Source organism: Belnapia mucosa (assembly GCF_016775475.1).
GTDB classification, from domain to species: Bacteria; Pseudomonadota; Alphaproteobacteria; order Acetobacterales; family Acetobacteraceae; genus Belnapia; species Belnapia mucosa.
Map to the genome: position 1 here is coordinate 1 of NZ_JAEUXJ010000034.1, position 22,255 is coordinate 22,255.

General features: G+C 72.9%; 17 protein-coding genes, 1 tRNA gene and 1 pseudogene. 13 read left to right on the forward strand and 6 right to left on the reverse strand.

Features of this window, described 5'->3' with window-relative positions:
- Nucleotides 1-147: 147 nt before the first annotated feature.
- The 3 genes from JMJ55_RS28805 to JMJ55_RS28815 form a co-directional block, all read right to left on the reverse strand.
- The gene (locus JMJ55_RS28805; RefSeq protein ID WP_328702796.1) at nt 148-1,701 is read right to left on the reverse strand and encodes a DUF6538 domain-containing protein; all 1,554 of its coding nucleotides are present in this window, start codon (nt 1,699-1,701) and stop codon (nt 148-150) included.
- A gap of 93 nt (nt 1,702-1,794) precedes the next feature.
- Nucleotides 1,795-1,869 (reverse strand) — tRNA-Thr (locus JMJ55_RS28810).
- A 24-nt stretch (nt 1,870-1,893) separates the two neighbouring features.
- Complete coding sequence (locus tag JMJ55_RS28815; RefSeq protein ID WP_202829060.1) at nt 1,894-2,355, reverse strand: hotdog fold thioesterase; 462 nt, start codon at nt 2,353-2,355, stop codon at nt 1,894-1,896.
- A gap of 332 nt (nt 2,356-2,687) precedes the next feature.
- On the opposite strand from JMJ55_RS28815, the gene JMJ55_RS28820 reads away from it, so the two are divergent.
- Genes JMJ55_RS28820 through JMJ55_RS28840 form a run of 5 tightly spaced genes read left to right on the forward strand, consistent with a single transcriptional unit; the run spans nt 2,688 to nt 14,526 of the window.
- Entirely contained in the window at nt 2,688-3,896 is a 1,209-nt protein-coding gene (locus tag JMJ55_RS28820; protein ID WP_202829061.1) for a glycosyltransferase family 4 protein, read from the forward strand.
- Nucleotides 3,893-11,197 carry a type I polyketide synthase gene (locus JMJ55_RS28825; RefSeq protein ID WP_202829062.1) on the forward strand — a complete coding sequence of 2,435 codons (7,305 nt, stop codon included), beginning with the start codon at nt 3,893-3,895 and terminating at the stop codon, nt 11,195-11,197. The genes JMJ55_RS28820 and JMJ55_RS28825 overlap by 4 nt, the downstream gene beginning before the upstream one ends.
- On the forward strand, nt 11,194-12,516 hold the full coding sequence (locus JMJ55_RS28830) for an aminotransferase class I/II-fold pyridoxal phosphate-dependent enzyme (RefSeq protein WP_202829063.1): 1,323 nt from the start codon (nt 11,194-11,196) through the stop codon (nt 12,514-12,516). Before JMJ55_RS28825 ends, JMJ55_RS28830 begins: the two co-directional genes overlap by 4 nt.
- 7 nt (nt 12,517-12,523) lie before the next feature.
- Complete coding sequence (locus JMJ55_RS28835; protein WP_202829064.1) at nt 12,524-13,300, forward strand: formyltransferase family protein; 777 nt, start codon at nt 12,524-12,526, stop codon at nt 13,298-13,300.
- Complete coding sequence (locus JMJ55_RS28840; RefSeq protein WP_202829065.1) at nt 13,297-14,526, forward strand: capsule biosynthesis protein; 1,230 nt, start codon at nt 13,297-13,299, stop codon at nt 14,524-14,526. The genes JMJ55_RS28835 and JMJ55_RS28840 overlap by 4 nt, the downstream gene beginning before the upstream one ends.
- A gap of 3 nt (nt 14,527-14,529) precedes the next feature.
- On the opposite strand, the gene JMJ55_RS28845 is transcribed toward JMJ55_RS28840, so the two are convergent.
- Nucleotides 14,530-15,360 (reverse strand): aldo/keto reductase, encoded by an 831-nt coding sequence (locus JMJ55_RS28845; protein ID WP_202829066.1) that lies wholly within the window; start codon nt 15,358-15,360, stop codon nt 14,530-14,532.
- A gap of 36 nt (nt 15,361-15,396) precedes the next feature.
- On the opposite strand from JMJ55_RS28845, the gene JMJ55_RS28850 reads away from it, so the two are divergent.
- From JMJ55_RS28850 to JMJ55_RS28870, 5 genes are all read left to right on the forward strand, one after another.
- Nucleotides 15,397-16,017, forward strand: a complete 621-nt coding sequence (locus JMJ55_RS28850) for a hypothetical protein (RefSeq protein WP_202829067.1) — start codon at nt 15,397-15,399, stop codon at nt 16,015-16,017.
- 2 nt (nt 16,018-16,019) lie between these two features.
- Nucleotides 16,020-16,559, forward strand: coding sequence for a sigma-70 family RNA polymerase sigma factor (locus JMJ55_RS28855; RefSeq protein ID WP_202829068.1), 540 nt, complete (start codon nt 16,020-16,022; stop codon nt 16,557-16,559).
- Nucleotides 16,556-17,248 carry an anti-sigma factor gene (locus tag JMJ55_RS28860; RefSeq protein WP_202829069.1) on the forward strand — a complete coding sequence of 231 codons (693 nt, stop codon included), beginning with the start codon at nt 16,556-16,558 and terminating at the stop codon, nt 17,246-17,248. Before JMJ55_RS28855 ends, JMJ55_RS28860 begins: the two co-directional genes overlap by 4 nt.
- A 198-nt stretch (nt 17,249-17,446) precedes the next feature.
- Nucleotides 17,447-17,590 (forward strand): hypothetical protein, encoded by a 144-nt coding sequence (locus JMJ55_RS28865; protein WP_202829070.1) that lies wholly within the window; start codon nt 17,447-17,449, stop codon nt 17,588-17,590.
- A gap of 113 nt (nt 17,591-17,703) precedes the next feature.
- The gene (locus JMJ55_RS28870; RefSeq protein ID WP_202829071.1) at nt 17,704-18,492 is read left to right on the forward strand and encodes a DUF4394 domain-containing protein; all 789 of its coding nucleotides are present in this window, start codon (nt 17,704-17,706) and stop codon (nt 18,490-18,492) included.
- A 39-nt stretch (nt 18,493-18,531) separates the two neighbouring features.
- On the opposite strand, the gene JMJ55_RS28875 is transcribed toward JMJ55_RS28870, so the two are convergent.
- Nucleotides 18,532-19,458, reverse strand: a complete 927-nt coding sequence (locus JMJ55_RS28875) for a BKACE family enzyme (RefSeq protein ID WP_202829072.1) — start codon at nt 19,456-19,458, stop codon at nt 18,532-18,534.
- A gap of 95 nt (nt 19,459-19,553) precedes the next feature.
- Here JMJ55_RS28875 and JMJ55_RS28880 point away from each other — a divergent pair, with 95 nt between their 5' ends.
- From JMJ55_RS28880 to JMJ55_RS28890, 3 genes are all read left to right on the forward strand, one after another.
- Nucleotides 19,554-20,315 (forward strand): sulfite exporter TauE/SafE family protein, encoded by a 762-nt coding sequence (locus JMJ55_RS28880; protein WP_236034192.1) that lies wholly within the window; start codon nt 19,554-19,556, stop codon nt 20,313-20,315.
- 83 nt (nt 20,316-20,398) lie between these two features.
- Entirely contained in the window at nt 20,399-20,959 is a 561-nt protein-coding gene (locus JMJ55_RS28885; protein WP_202829073.1) for a peptidoglycan-binding domain-containing protein, read from the forward strand.
- A 79-nt stretch (nt 20,960-21,038) separates the two neighbouring features.
- Nucleotides 21,039-21,377, forward strand: a complete 339-nt coding sequence (locus tag JMJ55_RS28890) for an acyl carrier protein (protein WP_202829074.1) — start codon at nt 21,039-21,041, stop codon at nt 21,375-21,377.
- Nucleotides 21,378-21,424: 47 nt separating this feature from the next.
- Here JMJ55_RS28890 and JMJ55_RS28895 read toward each other — a convergent pair.
- Nucleotides 21,425-22,253, reverse strand: a pseudogene (locus JMJ55_RS28895) (IS630 family transposase); the annotation flags it as partial.
- Between the last annotated feature and the right edge of the window lie 2 nt (nt 22,254-22,255).

A 22,255-nucleotide genomic window follows, 5' to 3' on the forward strand; every position in this document is an offset into this window, starting at 1 on the left:
GCAGTTCACTCCAAACGAATGCCGAAGCTACTTCACCGCCGCAGGCTATGAGCCCGAATGATCGGATGCTGCTCTAGCCTCGCCGACCATTGGCCCACCCGGCGCTCGCAAGGGCATCGGGTGGGCTTTTTGTTGGGGCCGCATCGGCTATAGGGGCGCAGGAATCTTCGATAGCTCTTTCAGCACCTCGTCAGGCATCCCCCGGAATCCACGACCATACCCAGCCCCAGCGTTGCGCGGATTGTGGCGACCCGTGATGGCGTCGACGACCTCGGGCAATGCCCGCACTTTCCGAAGCTCGTCCTCCATCCGGTGCCGCCACGAATGGGCAGGGGCCTTGCGTGGGTCCATGATGCCGACTTTGCCCCGCAGCCAGCGCCGATGGACCACGGTCGCTGTGCCCGTCCTAGTGCCGTCTGCCGCTACCGGAAGATCGGGGAACAGGGGACCAGCGGGGGCGGCCGGCAGTGTCTGGACGTATTGCAGGAAGCCTTCCTGAGCAAGCGACGGATGCACCGGAATCAGCCGCTGGAAGGTGTCGTTCTTCCCCGCCCGCTCGGCCGTAGGACGTATGTCGAGGACCCAGACCCCGCCATCTTGCCGAACGTCGCCCCGGTGTAACTCCACAAGTTTGCTGATCCTCGCTCCAGTGAAGCAGAGCAGCCAGGGCAACCAGCGTTGCCAGCCGGTTTCGCCGCGAGCCGCCAGAAGGATGCGCTTCGCCTCGTCGTTGGCGTAGCCGTCCCGCGAGCTTGGCCCCCGCCTACTGATTTGCGGCGCGAGACCCGCGAAGGGGTTGGACGGTAGCAGACGATTCTTCGAAGCCCACTTACAGACGGCACCGCAGGCGAGCACGTCATCGGCCACCGTCCCGGGGTCGCGGCCTTCCCTCAGCCTGGCTGCCTTGAACGCCACGACATCGTCTTCCTGGATGCGGCGCACGTCGTCGAACCCCAGGACGCGGGCGAGCTGGGCGAACGACGTTACATACTTCCTGAGGGTCGCCCTCGCCGGTTGGCGCTCCGCGGCCCAGGCAGCCAGCAAGTCGGCGGCCGGCAGCGAGGCTTGCAGGGCAGGTTCAGGGGCGCTCGGAGGCGTCGCTAGGACTCCTGGAGGCGCTGGCGGCTGGAAGTCCGGGATAGCTGCCACGACAGCATCGTCCGACCAATCCCCCTGGGAGCGGCGGAGCATGATCGCGCCGAAGTCGCAGCGGGTCTCAAAGAGCCGGATGGCGGTCAACCGGACCGTCGCGGGGTGGGCCGCAATGCCTCTGCCGTGGAGCATCCGGTCGGCTTCGCTGAGAGCCTTTTCGTCCGGCTCGTAGGCGCCGCGGGTGTTCGTCTCAGGGTCCTCGAAGGGGACTTGATCGGCGAGAGCGCCGAGGTAATCCGACCAGTCGCCGCCAATGCGTGGGTCATCGCCGTAAGCCTGGACCGCATCCCGCAGCCACTCGGCACACAGGGCGTCTATCTGCCGCTGGCTGAGCCGTGCCAGCTCGCCGGCATGCTTGGCTCGTGCCACCGCGTGCCAAGCTGCGATTTGGTCGAGGGCCGCTGTGGCTCTCTCGATTGCCTCTTTGGGATCACGCGTTCCGAGGCTGACCTCCCACTCTCGCTTCCCTACGACGGCGCGTAGGGCAGCCGGCACGGCCCGGCGAATGCGGTAGATTTGAGTCCGGGGATGCCTGGTCGGGCGGGTCATCGGCAGGGCCACTTTGTAGCATCCCTTTGTAGCACGGGGAGCTTGCCAAGTGATTGATCTTGCCGAAAATCCCACCGAATCAATGCGGTAGGATGGTGCTGCCAGAGAGGATTGAACTCTCGACCTCTCCCTTACCAAGGGAGTGCTCTACCACTGAGCTACGGCAGCGTCCGCCGGGTGGGCCGGCGCTTCCTAACGGGTCGCGGGGGGCTCCGCAACCCCTTCTGCGCCGCCGGCGCGCCGCACGGCGGTGGTCAGCCGCGCCACGCAGCTCAGCCGCCCGTCGCTGCGGGTGATCTCGATCTGCCAGACCTGCAAGCTCCGGCCGAGCTGGAGCGGCCGGCAGAGCGCGCTCACCCGGTCCCCCTCCCGCACCGGCGCCAGGTGGTTGGCATTCACCTCCACGCCCACGCAGGTCTCCCCCTCCGGCAGGGCCATCGCCCCGGCGAAGGACCCGATCGTCTCGGCCAGGACCACGCTGCCGCCGCCATGGAGGATGCCGAAGGGCTGGATGTGCCGGCGGTCCACCGGCATCTCGGCGCGGAGGAAGTCGGGCCCGACCTCGACCACCTCGATCCCGAGCAAACCCGGCAAGGTCGCTTCATGCTTCTCGGCGAAGCCACCCAAGGTCACGGGACGTCGCCAGATGCTCATGCGAAATGGTCCTTTACCTTTCAGTCACGCTTCCGGAGCAGATTGCCCGGCGCACCGAATGTCAAATCTTGCATCCCTGTTCCGCCTTGCGACGGCTCGCGATTGAGTTGACCGGTCCTTGGCCCCTAGGCTAGGGGACCAGTCGGGCCACGAGATGGTTGCAAGGTGGCAACGATTCGGTTTTGATGCGGTGTTGCAAGGACGCGCCCCGCGTCTCTGCACGATGAGGCATCCTGGTCTTGGGCGGAGAGGCATTGCACGTCATCCTCGATATCTCCCGCCTCCTCTCCTGCGTGCGGAGAAGGTCGCCTTCCGGGATCGATCGCGTCGAGATGGCCTATGCCAAGCACTGGCTGGCGGAACCCGCCGGGGCCTGCAGCTTCGTCGCGCAAAGCCCCTGGGGCTGGTTCGGTCTCGTCGCCCGCGACACCGCCCGGGCCCTGGTCGAAGCGCTGGACCAGACCTGGACCGAAGGCACCTCGCCCCCCTCCGCGCTGCACCGCGCCCGCCGCATCGCTGCCGCGCTCCAGGGGCAGCTCACCCTCGGCACCGGCCGCGCCGCGCTGCGGGCGGTGCTGGCGGCGCATCGGCGCACGATCTTTCTGCTGGTCTCGCATCGCTCCCTGGAACGGGCGGCGCCGATCGCCGCGCTGCGCCGGGCCGGGGCCCGATTCGTCCCCCTGATCCATGACCTGATCCCGCTGACCCATCCGGAATATTCGCGGCCGCGGCAGATCGCCTGCCATGCCGCCCGCGTCGCCACCACGGCGGCCGAGGCGGATGGGATCATTGTCAATTCCGCAGCGACCGCCGCCACCCTCTGGCCCTATCTGGCGCAGCATGGCCGCGCCCTGCCGCCGCTGATGGTTGCGCCGCTCGGCGTCGATTTACCGCCGCCGCCCCCTGCCCTTCTCCCGTCGGAGCCCTATTTCGTCTGCCTCGGCACGATCGAGCCGCGGAAGAACCACCTTCTCCTGCTGCATGCCTGGCGCGACCTCGCCGCCCAGGCCCGCACGCAGCCGGGCATGACGGTGCCGCGCCTGCTGCTGCTCGGCCGCCGCGGGTGGGAGAATGAGAATGTCGTCGATCTGCTGGAACGCTGCGACCTGCTGCGCGAGCCGGTGCGGGAAGTCGGCACCCCGCCCGACCGGCAGGTGGCCGAACTGATCGCCGGCGCCACCGCCCTGCTCTACCCCAGCTTCGTCGAAGGCTACGGCCTGCCGGTGGCCGAGGCACTCGGCCTCGGCGTGCCGGTGATCTGCTCCGGCGATGCGGCGCTGCGCGAGGTGGGCGGCGCGGTGCCCGACTATCTCGACCCGACCGATGGGCCGGCCTGGCGCCGGCTGGTCGCGGCCTATGCGGCGCCCGGCTCGCCAGAGCGCGCGGCGCAGCTCGACCGCCTCCGCCACTGGACGACGCCGCGCTGGAGCGAGCATTTCGAGCAGGTGGACATCCTGCTGGAACAGGTCGCCGGCGCCACCCGCCCCGCCGCCCGGCCGGTTCCGGCGCCCCAGCCGGTTCGGGTGCCGAGCCTGGCATGAAGCCTGGACCCGCGCCACGCGGCGCCGAGCCAAGACCCCGCCGCCGCCCGGACTGCCCCATCGCCATTCTCGGCGCCGCCTGCCGGCTGCCGGGCGCCCCCGATCTGGACGCCTTCTGGACCCTGCTGGCCGAGGGGCGGGATGCGGTCGGCACCGTGCCGGCGGACCGCTTCACCCAATCCGCCTTCCTCCATCCCCGCCGGGGGGAACCGGGCAAGACCTACAGCTTCGCCGCCGGCACCCTGCCCGATATCGCCGGCTTCGACCCCGCCGCCTTCGGCATTTCCCCGCGTGAGGCGGCCGAGATGGACCCGCAGCAGCGCCTGCTGCTGGAAGTGGCGGCCGAGGCGCTGGAGGATGCCGGCCTGCCGGCCAGCCGCCTCGCCGGCAGCGGCGCCGGGGTCTTCATCGGCGCCTCCACCACCGATTACGGCGATCTCCGCCAGGCCGATATCGCCGCCGGCGACCGCTACTTCATGACCGGCAGCGCGCTGTCGATCCTGGCCAACCGGATCGGCAATGTCTTCGACCTGCACGGCCCGGCCCAGACCATCGACACCGCCTGCTCCTCGGCGCTGGTCGCGCTGCACTGGGCCTGCGAGGCGTTGCGCGGCGGCCGGATTCCGGCGGCGCTGGTCGGCGGGGTGAACCTGCTGCTCTCGCCCTATCCCTTCCTCGGCTTCGCGCGCGCCGGCATGCTCTCGCCCCGCGGCCGCTGCCATGCCTTCGACGCAAGGGCCGATGGCTATGTCCGCGCCGAGGGCGCCGGCATGGTGCTGCTGAAGCGGCTGGACGATGCGCTGGCGGATGGCGATGCGATCCGCGCCATCATCATCGGCTCGGCCAGCAATGCCGCCGGCCGCACCATGGGCCTCTCGCTGCCCAACCAGACGGCCCAGGCCGCGCTGCTGGACCAGGTGATGGCGGAAGCCGGCATCGCGCCCGACCGGATCGGCTATTTCGAGGCGCATGGCACCGGCACCGCCGCCGGCGACCCGCTGGAGGCCGGCGCGCTCGGCGCCGCCATCGGCACCCGCCGGGCGGAGCCGCTGCCGATCGGCTCGGCCAAGACCAATATCGGCCATACCGAGCCGGCCTCGGGCATCGTCGGCCTGCTGAAGGCGATGCTGGTGCTGGAACGCGGCCAGATCCCGCCCAGCCTCCATCATGAAAGCCCCAACCCCGCCATCGATTTCGCCGGGCTTGGCCTGCGCGTGCCGGTGGCGGCGGAACCGCTGCGGCGGCGCGGCCGGGCAGTGGTCGGCGTCAACAGCTTCGGCTTCGGCGGCACCAATGCCTGCGCCCTGCTCTCCGCCCCGCCCCTGCCCGCCGCCGCGGCGCCGGGTGCGCCCGGGCCGCTGCCGCCGCTGCTGCTTTCGGCCCGCAGCGCGGAGGGGCTGAAGGCGCTCGCCTCCCGCTGGCAGACCCTGCTGGCGACCACCCCGCCCCCAACCCTGCCGGCCCTGCTGCGCGGCGCCGCCCGCCACCGCGCGCTGCTGCCGCATCGGCTGGCGCTGCGCGGCGCCGATCCCGCAGCCCTCGCCAGCGGCCTCGCGGCCTGGCGGGCCGGGGAGGTTGCCGCGGCCGCTGCCGGCCAGGCCGTGCGTGGCGGCGGCATCGCCTTCGTCTTCAGCGGCAATGGCGCGCCCTGGCCCGGCATGGCCCAGGCGGCACTCGCCGCCAGCCCCGATTTCCGCGCCGGCCTCGCCGAGGCGGATGGCGCCCTCGCCCCGCTGCTCGGCTGGTCGGTCGCCGAACGCCTCGCCTCCGGCATCGGGGCGGAGGCGCTGGCCGCCACCGACCTCGCCCAGCCCCTGCTCTTCGCCGTGCAGCACGGCATCGTCGCGGCGCTGGCCCGGCAAGGCATCCGCCCCGCCTTCTGCCTCGGCCATTCGGTCGGCGAGATCGCCGCCGCCGCCGCTGCCGGCCTGCTGCCGCTCGGGGAAGCGGCGCGGCTGGTCGTCATCCGCAGCCGGCACCAGGAAGCGACCCGCGGCGCCGGGCGGATGGCCGCCCTCGGCATCTCGCCCGAGGCGGCGCTGCCGGTGCTGGCCGAATGCGGCCCGGGCCTTGAGATGGCCGCCATCAACGCCCCCGGCTCGGTCACCGTGGCCGGACCGGTCGATGCGCTCTACCGGCTCGGCCAGGCCGCCGCCGCGCGACGCTGGAGCCATATCCCGCTCGATCTCGACTACGCCTTCCACAGCGCGGCCATGGACCAGCTCCAGGATGGGCTGCTGGCCGATCTCGCCGGCATGGCGGCCAGCCAGCCGGCGGTGCCGCTGATCTCGACCGTCACCGGCGAGGCGCTGGCGGAAGCCGACTGCACGCCCGAACACTGGTGGCGCAACCTGCGGGAGCCGGTGCGCTTCCAGGCGGCGGTGGAGGCGGCGGCGCGCGCCGGCGCCGGGCTGTTCCTCGAGATCGGCCCGAACCCCATCCTGCAGGGCTATCTGCGGGAAACGCTGCGCGGCGTCGGTGCCGAGGCCGGGCTGCTCGGCAGCCTCACCCGGCGCGATCCGCCCGGCGACCCCTTCCCCGCCATCGCCGACCGCGCCTATGCGCTCGGCGCCGATCCGCGCGAGGGTCCCGCCTATGCCGGGGAGGCGACCCGCCGCGGCCTGCCGCTGACGCCCTTCGACCGGCAGCGCCACTGGGTCGGCACCACGCCGGAAGCGGTGCCGCTGAGCAATCCGCTGGCCGAGCATCCGCTGCTCGGCTTCCGCCGCTCGGCCGAGCCGGGGCTCTGGACCCGGCATCTCGACCTCGCGCTGGAACCCTGGCTGGCCGATCACCGCCTGGCTGGCGGCGCGGTGCTGCCCGCCGCGGCGATGCTGGAGATCGCGCTGGCCGCCGGTGCCGCCCGCCATCCGGAGGCGCCGGCGCTGGAGCTGCGCGGCTTCGCCATCCACCAGGCCATGCCGCTCGAGGCCGAGACGGCGCGGGAGGTGCGGGCGGTGCTCGAACCCGATGGCGGCTTCGCCCTCTCCAGCCGCCGCCGCCTCTCGGAGGAAGGCTGGACCCTGCATGCCGAGGCGCGGATCGCCCTGGTGCCGCGCCTGCCCGAGACCGGTGCCGAGCCGCCCGCGCCGCCCCGCCGGCTGGACCGGCCGGCGCTGCTGGCGCTGGCCGCGCGGCTCGGGCTGGACTACGGCCCGGCCTTCCAGGCGCTGGAGGAAGTGGCGGTCGATCCCGAGGCCGGCCTTGCCCGCGCCCGGCTGGTCCGGCCCGCCGCGGCGCCGCCGGATGCCCCCTTCCTGCTGCATCCGGCCCGGCTGGATGGCGCGCTGCAAGGGCTGCTCGGCCTGCTGGCGGACCGGCCGATGGAGCCCGGCAGCGGCCTCGTCCCGGTCCGGTTCGAGCGGCTGGTGCTGCGCCTCGGCTCCGCGCCGCCCGCCTCGGCCGCCATCCGCATGACGGCGCAGGGCGCCCGCAGCGCGGCGGCCGATCTGGTGCTGCGCGATTCGACCGGGGCGGTGGTCGCGGTACTGGAGGGCTGCGCCCTGCAACGCATCCGCCTGCCGGGCCGCGAGGACCCGCTCGCCGCCGCCTTCCGGATGGAGCTGCTGCCCGCCCTGCCGGCGCCGGGGGCCGAGCCGCCGCCGGGGGTCGATCTCGCCGGGCCGCTCGCCGCCGCCCTCCGCCATGATGAGGCCGGGGATCTGAGCGAGGCGGCGCTGCTGCTGGAAGGCTTCTGCGCCGCCGCCGCGCATGCCGCGCTGGCCGCCGCCCCGGCCACCGGCCCCTATGCCCGGCTGCTGCTGGACCGGCTGGTGGAGGACGGGCTCGCCACAGCTTCCGTCACTGGTCCGCACCCGGTCGAGGCGCCGGACCTGCCGCCAGCGGCCGAGATCTGGCGGCAGGTGCTGCTGGAGCAGCCGGTGCTGGCGCAGGACCTCGCCTGGGCGGCACGCGCGGCGGAGTTGCTGCCCCAGGCCCTGGCGCATCGCCTGGCCGGCGAGGCCGGCGCCCCGCCCCCGGCGCAATCCGCCGGGCTCGACCGGCTGGCCGGAGTGCTGGCCGAGGCGGCCGGCGCCTTCGCCGCCGCCTGGCCGGTGGGCCGGCCGATCCGGGTGCTGGAAGTCGCGGCCGGGGCAGGTCCGCTCACCGCGCATCTGCTGCGGGTGCTGGCGGGGACCGGACGGCGGGTGCTGCTGACCGCGGCGAGCCTGCCCGGCGGGGCCGCGGTGCCGCTGCCATCCGAGCGGCCGGGGATCGAATTCGCCACGGCCGTCTGGGATCCGGCGGGGACCGAGCCGCCGCCTGCCGCCGCTGATCTCGTCATCGGCCTCGCCGCCGGGGCGCGGCTGCGGCTGGGGGCCGGGCTGCCGGCCCTGCTGCGCGGGGCCGCCGCACCGGGCGCCGCCCTGCTGCTGGCCGAGCCGCTGCCGGGCCGGCTCTGGGAATTCTGCTGCGGCCAGGATCCCGGCTGGGCCGCCGGGCCGGCGCCGCTCATGGAGGCCGAGGCCTGGGAGATGGCGCTCGCCGAGGCCGGCTGGGCCGGGGCGGAGACGCACCCGCTGCGCGCCGCACCCTGGCCGGCGCTGCTCGTCGGCGCCCGCGCCGCGGCCGGCGCCACCCTCTTCACCGCGCCGAAGCTGCGCCGCGTCGCGCTCTTTGCCGATGCCGCGACGGCACCACTGCGCCCGGTCATCGCTGCCGCCCTGCAATCCCGCGGCGCGACCGTGACCGGCGGCACCCTGGCCGAGGCCGCCAGTCTGCCGCCCGCCGCGCTCTCGGGCAGCCTGGTCGTCGCCCTGGCCGGTGGCGGCACGGCGGAGGAGACCGGCGCCAGCCTCGCCGCCCTCGCCCGGGTCGGCGCGGCGGCGGAAGGCAGCGCGGCCGGCTTCTGCATCGTCACCCGCGGCGGCCAGCAGCCCGAGGGGCCGGGCACGCGGCACGACCCGGCGGCGGCGGCCCTCCTCGCCCTGGGCCGGGTGCTGGCCAATGAGCATCCGGGCCTACATCCCCGGCGCATCGACCTCTCCCCCGGCCTCACGCCCGATCAGGCGGCGCGGCGGCTGGCGGCGGAGCTGCTGACCGAGGTCGATGCGGAGGCCGAGGTGAGTTTGTCCGAAACCGGCCGACTCGTGCCAAGGCTGCGGCCTGGCCTGCCGCCGGCGCCGCTGCCGCCCGGCCCGCTGCGGCTCGCCATCCGCCAGCCGGGCCAGCTTGGCAGCCTGGACTGGGCGCCCTTCGATCTGCCGAAGCCGGGCCCCGGCGAGGTCACCCTCCGCATCGAGGCGGCGGGGCTGAATTTCCGCGACCTGATGTGGGCCCAGGGCCTGTTGCCGGAGGAAGCGCTGCTGCCCGGCTTCGCCGGCCCGGCCCTCGGCATGGAATGCGCCGGCCTGGTGGAGGCGGCTGGCGAGGGCGTCGCCCTCCGCCCCGGCCAGCGCGTGCTCGGCGTGGCGCCGGCGGCGCTCGCCACCCATGCCGTCACCCGCGCGGCCGCCCTGGCGCCACTGCCGGAGGGGCTGGAGCCGGCCGCCGCCGCCACCATCCCGGTCGCCTTCATGACGGCCGTGCACGCGCTGGAGGAACTGGCGCGGATCGAGCCCGGCGAGCGGGTGCTGATCCATGGCGCCGCCGGGGCGGTGGGGCTCGCCGCCCTGCAAGTGGCCTTGGCCCGTGGCGCCCGGGTCGCGGCCAGCGCCGGCACTGCGGCGAAGCGCGCCTTCCTCCGCGCCGCCGGGGCGGAGCTGGTGCTGGACAGCCGCGATGCCGGCTTCGCCGATGCGCTGCGCGCCGCCTGGCCGGATGGCGTGGATGTGGTGTTGAACTCGCTGGCCGGGGCGGCGATGGAACGCTCGCTCGGCCTGCTGCGGCCCTTCGGGCGCTTCCTCGAACTCGGCAAGCGCGACTTCGCCGAGGGCAGCCGGGTGGCGCTCCGCCCGCTGCGGCGCAATGCGACCTATTTTGCCGTCGACCTGGATGAGCTGGCGCGGGCCCGGCCCGAACGCGCGGCGCGGCTGCTGGAGGGCATCGCCACCCGGCTGCGCAACGGGACCTTCCGTCCCCTACCCGCCACCCGCATCCCGGCAGGCGAGGTGGAGGCAGCCTTCCGCGCCCTCCAGGCCGGTGGCCATATCGGCAAGCTGGTGATCGAGCCGCCGCCGCGCCCGCGCGCCGCCGGCACCGCCGCCCCCCTCGCCGCCGCGACCCGCGGCAGCATCCTGGTGGTCGGCGGGACGGCCGGCTTCGGCCTGGCCACGGCGCGCTGGCTGGCCGACCAGGGGGCGCGGCACCTCGTGCTGCTCTCCCGCCAGGGCGGGGCCGTGCCGGGGGCGGAGGCGATCCTGCGCGACCTCGCGGCGCGCGGCGCGAGTGCCACGCTGGTGGCCTGCGACGCCACCGATCCTGCGGCGCTCGGGCGCTGCCTGAAGGCGATCCGTGCCTCGGCGCCGCCGCTGCGGGGCGTGGTGCATGCGGCGGCAGTCACGGGCGATGGCGCCGCGGCGCTGCTCGATCCCGGGCGGGCGGCGCGGGTGCTGGCGGCGAAGCTCACCATCGCCGAGAATCTCGACCGTCTCACGGCCGAGGACCCGCTGGCGCTGTTCCTGATGTTCTCCTCGGCGACGGTCGCGGTCGGCAATCCCGGCCAGGCGGCCTATGTCGCCGCCAATGCGGCACTCGAGGCGCTGGCCCGCCGCCGCCGTGCCGCGGGCCGGCCAGCCACCGCCATCGGCTGGGGCCCGATCGCCGATGCCGGCATGCTGGCCGGCGATGCCGCCAAGGCGGAGATCCTGCGCCGCCGCCTCGGCACCACGCCGATGCCGGCCGCCGAAGCGCTGGAGGCCTTGCCCGGCCTGCTCGCCGCCGGCATCGCCGCGCCGGGCCTCGCCCGCATCGCCTGGCCCGCCGCGCGCGCCACGCTGGCGGTGCTGGCCGAGCCGGGCTTCGAATTCGTCCAGGCCCTGGCGGCGCCGGCGCCGGATGCCGCCGATTTCCGCGCCCGGCTGCGCGGCGCGAGCGAGGCCGAGGCGCTGGCCCTGCTGCGGGAGGCGATGGCGGCGGAACTCGCCCGCATCCTCCGCCTGCCGCCGACCGCCGTGACCGCGGAGGCGCCGCTGGCCGGGCTCGGCCTCGACAGCCTCGGCGGGATGGAATTGCGGGCGGCGCTGGAGGGTCGGCTCGGCATGCCGGTGCCGCTGAGCGGGGTGACCGAGGATCTCAACCTCGATGCCCTGGCGCGGCGCATCATCGCCCAGATGCAGGCCGGGCAGGCGGAGGACCCCGCCCTCGCCCTGCTGGCGGTGCATGAGCCGCCCGCCCCCTCCGGCCTTGAGGATGCGGCATGAGCAGCGGCTTCGGCCTCTCTGCCGGCGCCCGCGCGGCGCTGCTGAACCGCCTCTCGAAGCGCGGCGCCGCCCTCGCCGCGCCGGAAGCGCCGGCCGAGGGGCCGGGGCGTGATCTCTCGACCCTGCCGGGGATGCGCGATTTCGAGACGATGCGGGAGGCCGGGGCGGCGCTCGGGATCGAAAGCCCCTATTTCCGCCCGCATGATGGCGTGGCCGGCGGCCGCAGCAGCATCGGCGGGCGGGGCGTCATCAATTTCGCCTCCTATAATTACCTTGGGCTGAACGGCGATCCGCGAGTCGCCGCCGCGGCCAAGGCGGCGATCGACCGGCATGGCGTCTCCGCCTCCGCCTCCCGCCTCGCCTCGGGCGAGCGGCCGCTGCATGGAGCGCTGGAGGCGGCGCTGGCGGCGCATCATGGGGCGGAGGCTTGCCTCGCTTTGGTCAGCGGCCATGCGACCAATGTTACCGTCATCGGCCATCTGCTCGGGCCGCGCGACCTGATCCTGCATGACCGGCTGATCCACAACTCGGTCGCCGAGGGCGCCCGCCTCTCCGGCGCGCGGCGCATCGCCTTCGCCCATAACGACTGGCAGGCGGCCGAGGGGGAGCTGGCGGCGCATCGCCGGCGGCATGGCCGCGCCCTGATCGTGATCGAGGGCCATTACAGCATGGATGGCGACCTGCCGGACCTGCCGCGCTTCGCAGCCCTGGCCCGGCGGCACGACGCGCTGCTGATGGTCGATGAGGCACATTCGATTGGCGTTCTCGGCGCCACAGGGCGGGGCATCGCCGAGCAATGCGGCGCCGATCCGGGCCTCGTCGATATCTGGATGGGGACGCTGTCGAAGACGCTCTCCTCCTGCGGCGGCTATATCGCCGGGCGGCAGCGGCTGGTGGACTGGCTGAGGCATACCGCGCCGGGCTTCGTCTATTCGGTGGGGCTGGCGCCGCCGCTGGCGGCCTCCGCTCTCGAATCGCTCCGCATCCTGGGCGCCGAGCCCTGGCGGGTGGCGAAGCTGCAGGCCAATGCGGCGCTCTTCCTGCGGCTGGCGCGGGAGGCGGGGTTCGATACCGGCAGCTCGGCCGGGCTCGGCATCGTGCCGATCATCCTCGGCAGCTCGGTCGCTGCGGCACGGCTGGCAGCGGCGGCCTTCGAGGCCGGGGTGAATGTTCAGCCGATCCTCTTCCCCGTGGTGCCGGAGGGCTCGGCGCGGCTGCGCTTCTTCCTCTCCTCCGAGCACAGTGCCGAGGAGATCGAGCGGACGGTGGCGATCCTCGCCGCGGCACGGGACGGGGCGGCGGCGCAACTCGCCTCCTGATCGCCGCTTGCGCATCGCCCTCTTCACCCTCGACAGCCCGCTGAGCGCGGCAGCGGTCACGGCCTTCCTCAACCGGCATGGGGCGGAGGTGGTGCTGATCGGCCGCTCCCTCCCCTATCGGCCGGGGGCGGGCGGGCCGCTGCGCCAGGGCTGGCGGCATTGGCGGCGGTCCGGGACGCGCTTCCTGCCCTATCTCTGGGTCAATTACGCGCTGCCGCAGGTGCTCGGCCGCGGCGGGCTGGCGCGCTGGGCGGCGGCGCGGGGCCTGCCCTGCCCGGCGGTCGAGGATGTGAACGGACCAGCGATGGCGGCGGCGATCGCGGCGGCGGGGCCAGACCTGCTGGTCTCGCTGCATTTCGACCAGATTCTTGCGAGTACGACCCTGGCGCTGGCGCCGCGGGGCGGGATCAACCTGCATCCCTCCCTGCTGCCGGCGCATCGCGGGCCGGTGCCGACGATCTGGGCGCTGGCCGAGCCGGTGCCCCGCTTCGGCGTCACCGTGCATCGGCTGGCGCCGCGGATCGATGCCGGGCCGATCCTCGCCCAGCGGGAGGTGGCGCTGCCCCCCGGCATCACCGCCAGCGCCGCGGCGCGTGCCCTGCATCTGGCCGGGGTGCCGCTGCTCAGTGAGGCGATCGCCCGGCTGGAGCGGGGCGAGGCGGCGGAGCGGGCGGTGACGCCCCTGCCCTATTGCCCCTTCCCCCCGCCCGGCCTGCTGCGCGCCCTGGCGCGGCAGGGGCGGCGGCTGGTCGGCTGGGGCGATTTCCGGACCGCGCTGCGATGAGCGGGCGGCGCTTCCTCTTCCTCCAGGGGCCGATCTCGCCCTTCTTCGCCGAGGTGGCGGCGGGGCTGCGGGCGCTCGGGCACGGGTGCTGGCGGATCAATCTCTGCCTCGGCGACCGGCTGTTCTGGCGCGGGCCGGGGGCGGTGGACTATCGCGGCCGGCTCGGCGACTGGCCGGCCTTCGTTGACGCCTTCTATGCGCGGCACGGCATCACCGATCTTGTGCTGCTCGGCGAGCAGCGGCCCTACCACAAGGCGGCGATCGCCGCGGCGCGGGCGCGCGGCATCGCGGTGACGGTAACGGATTTCGGCTATCTCCGGCCCGACTGGGTCGTGCTGGAACGCGACGGGATGGGCGCCGAGAGCCGCTTCCCGCGCGACCCGGCGGCGATCCGGGCCCTGGCCGCGCTCTGCCCGCCGCCCGACCTCGCCGAGCACCACCGCGACAGCTTCGCCACCCAGGCGCGCTGGGATGTATTGTTCCACCTTGCCTCGCTGCTGCCTTGGCCCTTCCCGCATTACGAGAGCTTCCTGCTGCACCCGCCGATCCCGGCCTATCTCGGCACCGCCTTGCGGCTGGTGCTGCGGCGGCGGGAGACGCGGCGGGCGGCGGAGGTGCTGGCGGCCGCCGCGGCGGGGGGCGGGCCGCTCTTCCTCTTCGCCATGCAGATGGAGACCGACTATTCCATCCGCGCCTATTCCCGCTTCCCCGACATGGACAGCGCCATCGCCGAGACGGTGGCGAGCTTCGCCCGCCATGCGCCGCCCGAGGCTCGGCTGCTGGTGAAGGTGCATCCGCTGGATCCCGGGCTGAAGGCCTGGGCGCGGCGGGTGCGGCGGATCGCCACGGCGCATGGGGTGGCGGGACGCGTCGATTACATGGGCGGCGCCCTGCCGATGGAGCCGGCCATCGCCGCCTGCCGCGGCGTGGTCACGGTGAACAGCACGGTCGGGGTGAAATCCATCCTGATGGGCCGGGCGACCCTGCCGCTGGGCGAGGCGATCTATGCCGCGCCCGGCATCGCCTGGGGGGGTGGGCTCGACCGTTTCTGGATCGAGGCGCCGCCGCCCGACCCCGATCTGGCGGCAGATTTCATCCGCGCCGTCGCCGCCTGCCTGCATGTGCGCGGCTGCTACTACACGCGGCCCGGGCTCGATGTGGCGGTAGCGGGCACGGTGCGGCGGCTGCACCTCGATCTGCTGAACGCGCCGCTGCCGGCCGGCTGAGCGCTACAGCATCGCCAGCGACCGCTTGCGCTTCGGCGGCGGGAAGGCGGCGTCCAGCGCCGCCAGATCCTCCGGCCCCAGCCGCAGCTCCGCCGCGGCGGCGTTCAGCCGCACATGCGCCTCGTCCCCGGCCTTCGGGATGCTGATGACGCCCGGCTGCCGCAGGGTCCAGGCGATCGCCACCTGGGCCGGCGTCGCCCCCAGCCGCTCCGCAACGCCCCGAAGCGCCGGGTGGCGCAGCAGCGCGCCGCCCTGGCCGACCGGGCTATAGGCCATCACCGGCATGCCCCGCCCCTGGCAGAATGGCAGCAGGTCGAACTCCACCCCGCGATGCTCGAGGTTGTAGAGCACTTGGTCGGTGGCGCAGTCGGCGAGCGCCGGGCCCAGTTCCTCCAGATCCTCGACATCGAGGTTGGAGACGCCCCAGCGGCGAATCCGCCCCGCCGCCCGCATCCGTTCCATCGCCTCGACCGTATCCTCCAGCGGGATGGAGCCGCGCCAATGCAGCAGATAGAGGTCGATGGTCTCGACCCGCAGCCGCTTCAGGCTGCGTCCCAGCGCCGCCTCCAGCTTCCGCCCGCCGGCATTGTGGGGATAGACCTTGGAAACCAGGAAGACCTCGTCCCGCCGCCCGGCAATGGCCTCGGCCACCACCTCCTCGGCGCCGCCCTCGGCATACATCTCGGCGGTGTCGATCAGGGTCAGGCCGAGATCGAGGCCGAGGCGCAGCGCCGCCGCCTCGCGGGTGCGGTCGCTCCCGCCTTCGCCCATATGCCAGGTGCCCTGGCCCAGCGCCGGCACCTCGGTCCCATCGGCCAACCTCACGCCTGTCATTTCGTAATCTCCCGGACCCGCCCTATCATGGACCCCATGCTGCGCCTCTTGCCATGTCTTGCCGTGATGCTGGCGCCGCTGGCCGGCCAGGCCCAACCCGCCCCCCACCCCACCGAGGAGATCGGGAGCTGGCGGCTGGCCTGCACCACGGACCGCATGACCGACCGTGCCACCTGCCAGCTTCGCCACCGCGACTGGCTGGAACGCCCCAGCGCGGGCAGCCCCGGCCTCGCGCTTGAGGTCATCGACCGGAGCGGCCGGCTGGTTCCCGCGGTGAGCGTGCGGGAGCTGACGCTGGACGGCGCCTCGCGCGGATTGCTGGCCCTGTCCGGCACGGCGCAGCTCCGCTTCCCGCCGAACCGCCTGTTCGAGATGCCCTGCAGCCTCGAAGGCCGCGGCATCCTCTGCACCCCGCGGGCCGAGGATGCGGCGCGGGCCGAGGCGGAGCTGCTGGCGGCGGACCGCGTCCTGGTGCGGGTGATCGGCCCCGGCGCCGGCAGCACGGCGACCGAGCCGGTGGAGCTGCGGCTGGCCGGCACGCGCGAGGCGGTGGGCCGCTTCGCCCGCCAGGTGCCGCCGGAGGCAACAGCCGAGGCCCAGCCCGGGCTGGATGGGCGTGAATTGATGCGGCGCCTGCTGCGCCTGTTCGGGAACTGACCATGCGGGCAGAAGCCTCCCTTGCCGATCTGCTCGCTTCCGTCAGCTCCGGCGACCGGGAGGCCCTGCGGCTGGTCTACCAGCGCCAATCGACCCGGCTCTTCGGGATTGCCAATGCCATCCTGCGCGACCGCGAGGCGGCGGCCGATGCTGTGCAGGACGGCTTCCTGCGGATCGGCCAGCGGGCCGGGCAATTCGACCCGGCCCGCGGCATGGCCGAGGCTTGGCTGGCCGCCGTCATCCGCCATGCGGCGCTGGACCTGGCGCGCCGGCGCGGGCGGGAGTTGCCGACCGACGACCCCACGCTGGGCGACATGCCGGTCGCGCCCGAGGCGCTGGAGCGCGTCGCGGCGCAGTTCGAGGGGCGGCGGCTGCGTGACTGCCTTGGCGCCCTCGATGAGAAGAATCGGAAGGGCATCCTGCTCGCCTTCGTCCATGGCCTGTCGCATGCCCAGGTGGCGGCCCGGCTCGACCTGCCGCTCGGCACGGTGAAGGCCTGGATTCGCCGCGGCCTGCTGCAATTGCGGGAATGCCTGGCGTGATCCCGACCGATCCCGGGGAGCGCGATCTCCTCGCCGGGGAATATGTCCTCGGCACCCTCGATTCCCGCATGGCGGCGGAGGTCGCGGCGGCCCTGCCGGTGGATGCCGGACTCCGCGCCTCGGTCGAGGCCTGGGAGGCGCGGCTGGCGCCACTGACCACGCTCGCCGAGCCGGAAGCGCCGCCCCCTGATCTGTGGGAACGGATCGATGCTGCGCTGTCACCACGGCCCGCCCCGCGGACTGCGGCAGCGCGGCCGGCCTGGTCGGGCTTCTGGCGCGGCTGGGCGATCGGCGCCAGCGCGCTCGCCGCCGGCCTCGCGGCCATGATCCTGCTGCGGCCGGATGAGCCGGCGCGGCTGATGACCGTGCTGATGACCCAGCAGGATCAGCCGGCCTGGGTGGTGGAGGCGGAGAATTCTGGCGCGCTGCGGCTGGCCTCGCTCAACCCGCGGCCGGTCGAGGCGGGCCGGGTGATGCAGCTCTGGGCCCTGCCGCCGGGGGCGACGGCGCCGACCTCGCTCGGCCTGCTGCCAACGGAGGGGCGGCTGACCGTCTCGCCGAGCAGCATCCGGCCCACCGCCGGCATGCTGATCGAGATCAGCCTGGAGCCACCGGGCGGATCGCCGACGGGCAGGCCGACCGGTCCGATTCTCTTTATCGGCAGGTTGACCGCAGCCGGCGCAAGTTAGTCACATTTCGAGATTGCCATCGTCAATAAGCGTATTTTTAGGCATGCAACCATCAATCTCTGATAGAAGGATGTCTCGCCCGCGGAGATAGGCTCAGGGCGATGCAGACATCTGCGCTGGATCGGAGACTTCCATGTTCGGTTGCGAAGTGCCTCGCCGTTTCCACCCCCGCGCTTGCTTCCGCTGAGCGCCGCCCGCATGTCCCAGACCGAATCGACCCGTCCCCGCAAGACGGCGCTGCGCGAGCCCGAGCAGCAGGGCACCCTCTCCTATATCCTCCAGGGCAGCGTCTTCATCGGCGTGCTGCTGCTGCTCTTCGTCCTGGCCGGCTTCCGCGGCTGAGGCCTTTCATTCCGCACGCGGTCACGTGAGCGTCATCGCCGCATCCAGCCGCGGCGACCCTCCGTAACGCAGGCAGCGGCGCCTCTCCGGCGTCGCGCTGCACGGAGACGCCCATGACCCGCACCACCCGCCTGATGCTCGCCGCCGGCGCCGCCTTCGCCCTCTCAGGCGCCGCTGCCGAGGCGGCGACGCTGGTCGGCCTGACCGCCGACAACCACCTCATCCGCATCGATGGGGGGACCCGCCGCGCCATGGCGCCGGTGCGCGTCACCGGGATCGAGGGGCGGCTGCTCGGCATCGATGTCCGCCCGGCGGATATGAAGCTCTATGGCCTGACCGATGCCGGCCAGATCGTCACCATCGACCCGATGACCGGCCGTGCGACGCCGGTGAGCCGGCTGTCCGAGCGCTTCGAGGGCGGCGGCCGCGCCACGGTCGATTTCAACCCGGTCGCCGACCGGCTGCGGGTGATGGGCATGAGCGGGGTGAATTTCCGCGTCAATGTCGAGAACGGCCAAGTGGCGAAGGACGGGCAGCTGAAATACCAGGCCGGCACCGGCTGGGCCGAGACCATGCCGCGCGTCGTCGCCGGGGCCTATACCAACAGCATGGCGGGCGCGACCGCGACCATGCTGTACACGGTCGATACCATGACCCGCACGCTGAACCTGCAGGCTCCGCCGAATGATGGCGTGCAGCAGCCGAAGGGCGAGATCGCCGCGAGCCTGCCGGCGGGCGTCGCCTTCGACATCATGCCGGAGGCGGGCGGCGGCAACATGGCGGTGCTGCTGGCCGGCAATACGCTGCACCATCTGGACCTGGCGAATGGCAAGGCCACCCAGGTCGGCATGATCAGCGGCCTGCCGCAGGCCGAGGTGATCGATATCGCCGTGATGCAGTAAGGCCGGGCGGGGCGGCGCGCGGGCGCCGCCCCTTCCTGCTCAGAAGCCGACCTTGTCGCCGCCCTTGAGCGCCAGGATCTGCCGTGCCTCGGCCGGGGTGGCGATCTCGAGGCTCAGCTCCTCCAGGATGCGGCGGATCTTCGCCACCTGCTCGGCATTGCTCTTCGCCTGGACGCCGCGGCCGAGCCAGAGGCTGTCTTCCAGCCCGACGCGGACATTGCCGCCGAGCATCCCGGCCATGGTGGTGAAGGGCATCTGGTTGCGCCCCGCCGCCAGCACCGACCAGACATAATCCTTGCCGAAGAGCCGGTCCGCCGTCTCCTTCATGAAGAGCAGGTTGCGCGGCTCGGCGCCGACGCCGCCCAGGATGCCGAAGATCGTCTGGGTGAAGAGCGGCGGCTCCACCACCTTGCGGTCAAGCATATGGGCCAGGTTGTAGAGATGGCCGACATCATAGCATTCAAATTCGAAGCGCGTGCCATGGCCCTTGCCGAGCCGCTCCACGATCTGCTCGATATCCTTGAAGGTGTTGCGGAAGATGAAGTCGGTCGTGCCCTCCAGATAGGGCCGCTCCCACTCATGCTTGAAATTCTTGATCCGGGCGGCGCTGCCCGAGATGTTGAAATTCATCGAACCCATATTCAGCGAGCACATCTCGGGCTTCGCCTGCAGCGGCGCCGCCAGTCGCTCATCGACGGACATGCCTAAGCCCCCGCCGGTGGTGATGTTGATCACCGCATCGGTCGATTGCTTGATGACCGGCAGGAACTGCATGAAGACCTTGGGGTCGGGCGTCGGGCGGCCGTCATTCGGGTCGCGCGCATGCAGGTGGATGATCGCGGCACCGGCCTCGGCCGCGGCGATGGACTGCTCGGCGATCTCCTGCGGGGTGATCGGCAGGTAGTCCGACATGCTCGGCGTATGGATGGCGCCGGTGACGGCGACGCTGATGATGACCTTGGACATGGTCCCTCTCCCGATGGCTGGGCGGGCACTATCGGCGCGGCGCGGCGCCGCGTGAAGGCTTCACGCCCGGGCCCGGCCGGGCGAGACTGCGGCGGATGGCCTGGTTCCACGGCATGCCGCAGGGCGCGGCGCTCAACTGGCTGCTGACCGCGGCGCTGGCCGGCGGGCTGGCGCGCGGCTTTTCCGGTTTCGGCGCGGCGCTGATCTTCGTGCCGCTGGCCTCCATCGCCCTCGGGCCGCAGGGGGCGGCGCCGCTGATGCTGCTGCTGGAGGTGCTGGCGATCGCCATCCTCACCCCCGCCGCCTGGCGGCTGGCGGACCGGCCTCAGGTAGGGCTGCTGGCGCTGGGTGCCCTGGTTGGCACGCCGCTCGGCGCCGCCATCCTGGTGCATGCCGATCCCGTGGCGCTCCGCTGGGGTGTCACCTTTGCCGTCCTCGCGTTGCTCGGCCTGCTGGTGTCCGGCTGGCGCTTCCGCGGCCGGCCGAGCCTGCCGGCCACGCTGGGCGTCGGGCTGGCCGGCGGGGTGCTGGGCGGCGTCGCCATGGTGAGTGGGCCGCCGGTGATGGCCTATCTGCTCGGCCAGGCGGGGCCAAGCTGGCGGGTGCGGGCCTCCTTCGGCCTCTACCTCGCCGCGGGCGGGGTCATCGCCGGCATCGCCTATGCCGCGGCGGGGCTGCTGACGCCGGCGCTGACTGCGCCCTTCCTGCTGGCGGCGCCGGTCTATGGCCTCGGCATCTGGCTCGGGACGCGGATGTTCGGCCTGGCGAGCGAGAGGGCCTTCCGGCTCGGCTGCTATGCGATGATCGCGCTCGCCGCCCTGCTCGGCCTGCCCCTCTGGGACGGGATCCTGCGCTAGGCCGCAGGCGATCGAACCGGAAGAGGTCTGAACTCCGCCGCGCCTCGGGTGTTCCCCCTTCCGAAGGAACGGGAGCGGGAACGATGCGCCACCATGGTTTGATTCTGGCCGGTCTGCTGATCGCGGGCAGTGCGGCGGCCCAGCAGGCGCCCTCCTTGATGTATTCCCAGCCGCTGGCGCCGGCCGCGGTGACGCAGGTGCAGGAGCGGCTTCGCGCTGCCGGCGCCTATGCCGGCCGCGCCGATGGCGTCTGGGGCCCCGACAGCCAGGCGGCGCTGGAGCGGTTCCAGCAGAGCCGCGGCCTCCAGGTCTCCGGCCAGCTCAATCAGGCGACCGCGGCGACCCTCGGCATCGGCCCCTCGGAGCTGCTGGCGGCCGGCCCGACCGCCGGGCCCGCCCCCGGCACCCCGGCAGCGCTGGCGACCGACCCGCTGAGCCCGGCCGCGGTGCGGAACATCCAGAGCCGGCTGCGGGCGATGAATTTCTATCGCGGCCCGGTGGATGGCGCCTGGGGCGCCGGCACGCAATCCGCCATCGAGCGCTTCCAGCAGGGCCGCGGCCTGCAGGCGACCGGGCAGGTCAATCCGGCGACGGCAGCGGCGCTCGGCCTCGATCCGAACAACCTGGCGGCGCCGGTCCGGTAAACCCTTCCTTGGGATTTCCGGCCCTAGGCTGTGGGCAAGCGGTCAGCGCCGCGCCCACGGCCACGGGTTTCGCAAGCGGATGTCCAGACCGACCGGCGATGTGACGAACTGGATGACCATGTTCCGCTGGATCGTGAAGGTCATCCGCGACGAATACGGGATCGAGGAGGCGCGGCTGACACGCCACGCCATGCTGGAAACCGAGCTCGGCCTCGGCCTGGAACAGGTCGAGGAAGTGCTCGGCATCATCGATGAGAGCTTCGGCATCCGCTTTCCCGCCGGCACCCTGGATGAGGTGCTGCGGCTGGAAGAGCTCTGCATGCTGGCGAGCTGGCTGAAGGGTTTCTACAAGCGGCCCGATTTCATCTCGAACGGGTTCGAGGCGCGCTGCCGCGCCACGAACGCTCTCGCCGCCTAGTGTCCTGATTCCATAGTTCCTCCGATCTGCTGGGATCGGAGGCAGGAGCGCTGGATGGCCTTTAGCTCGGCGAACGCCTGCTCGATGGAGTTGAAATCGGGGCTGTAGCGCGGGAGGTATAGCGGGCTCGCGCCTGCGGCCTCGATCGCTGCCCTGACGCTTGCGCCCTTGTGGCTGCCGAGGTTGTCCATCACGACGATGTCGCTAGGGCGGAGCTCTAGCACCAGCGCCTGCTCTACATAGTCCTGGAAGAGCGAGCCGTTGATCGGCCCATCCAGCACCATCGGAGCGACCATGCCGGTGTTGCGCAGGCCAGCGACAAAGGTGGTGGTCAGCCAATGGCCGTGCGGGATGGCGGCGCGCAGCCGCTGGCCTTGAGGCGCCCAACCGTGGGTGCGGGCCATGTTGGTCGAGGTCCAGTTCTCATCAACAAAGACCAGACGATCCGGGTCGAGGTCAGGCTGCGCCTCGAACCAAGCCCAGCGCCGCCTCAGGACGTCAGGCCGGTCTTGCTCCGCGGCATGGGCGGAGTTTTTTTCCACGTCATCTGGCGCCGGTCGAAGAAGCGCCAGAGCGTGCCGATGCCAGCGGACACACCAGCTTTGGCCAACTCGGCCCGGATCTCCTTCAGCGTTATGTTGGACTTTTGGTCGACAAGACCCAGGATCAGTGCCGCATGCGCCTCGATCTGTGCCGAGCGACGGTCCCCGCCGAGTGGCCCTGGCGCCACCGAACCCACCTCCCGCGCCAGCGCCGCCCACCGGACCGCACTGGCCGCACTCACCCCGAAGCGGACTGCCGCCGTCCGGCAGGACGACCCGCCGCGATCGCCGCCACCACACGTTCCCGCAAATCGACCGACAGCGCCTTGGACATGC

What these genes read in the sequence shown, in the direction of transcription:
- JMJ55_RS28815 (WP_202829060.1), bottom strand. Translation starts at nt 2,355, where the DNA reads ATGAGCATCTGGCGACGTCCCGTGACCTTGGGTGGCTTCGCCGAGAAG.
- JMJ55_RS28850 (WP_202829067.1), top strand. Translation starts at nt 15,397, where the DNA reads ATGCTGCGCCTCTTGCCATGTCTTGCCGTGATGCTGGCGCCGCTGGCC.
- JMJ55_RS28820 (WP_202829061.1), top strand. Translation starts at nt 2,688, where the DNA reads ATGGCCTATGCCAAGCACTGGCTGGCGGAACCCGCCGGGGCCTGCAGC.
- JMJ55_RS28855 (WP_202829068.1), top strand. Translation starts at nt 16,020, where the DNA reads ATGCGGGCAGAAGCCTCCCTTGCCGATCTGCTCGCTTCCGTCAGCTCC.
- JMJ55_RS28840 (WP_202829065.1), top strand. Translation starts at nt 13,297, where the DNA reads ATGAGCGGGCGGCGCTTCCTCTTCCTCCAGGGGCCGATCTCGCCCTTC.
- JMJ55_RS28885 (WP_202829073.1), top strand. Translation starts at nt 20,399, where the DNA reads ATGCGCCACCATGGTTTGATTCTGGCCGGTCTGCTGATCGCGGGCAGT.
- JMJ55_RS28890 (WP_202829074.1), top strand. Translation starts at nt 21,039, where the DNA reads ATGTCCAGACCGACCGGCGATGTGACGAACTGGATGACCATGTTCCGC.
- JMJ55_RS28830 (WP_202829063.1), top strand. Translation starts at nt 11,194, where the DNA reads ATGAGCAGCGGCTTCGGCCTCTCTGCCGGCGCCCGCGCGGCGCTGCTG.
- JMJ55_RS28865 (WP_202829070.1), top strand. Translation starts at nt 17,447, where the DNA reads ATGTCCCAGACCGAATCGACCCGTCCCCGCAAGACGGCGCTGCGCGAG.
- JMJ55_RS28825 (WP_202829062.1), top strand. Translation starts at nt 3,893, where the DNA reads ATGAAGCCTGGACCCGCGCCACGCGGCGCCGAGCCAAGACCCCGCCGC.
- JMJ55_RS28805 (WP_328702796.1), bottom strand. Translation starts at nt 1,701, where the DNA reads ATGACCCGCCCGACCAGGCATCCCCGGACTCAAATCTACCGCATTCGC.
- JMJ55_RS28875 (WP_202829072.1), bottom strand. Translation starts at nt 19,458, where the DNA reads ATGTCCAAGGTCATCATCAGCGTCGCCGTCACCGGCGCCATCCATACG.
- JMJ55_RS28880 (WP_236034192.1), top strand. Translation starts at nt 19,554, where the DNA reads ATGGCCTGGTTCCACGGCATGCCGCAGGGCGCGGCGCTCAACTGGCTG.
- JMJ55_RS28870 (WP_202829071.1), top strand. Translation starts at nt 17,704, where the DNA reads ATGACCCGCACCACCCGCCTGATGCTCGCCGCCGGCGCCGCCTTCGCC.
- JMJ55_RS28845 (WP_202829066.1), bottom strand. Translation starts at nt 15,360, where the DNA reads ATGACAGGCGTGAGGTTGGCCGATGGGACCGAGGTGCCGGCGCTGGGC.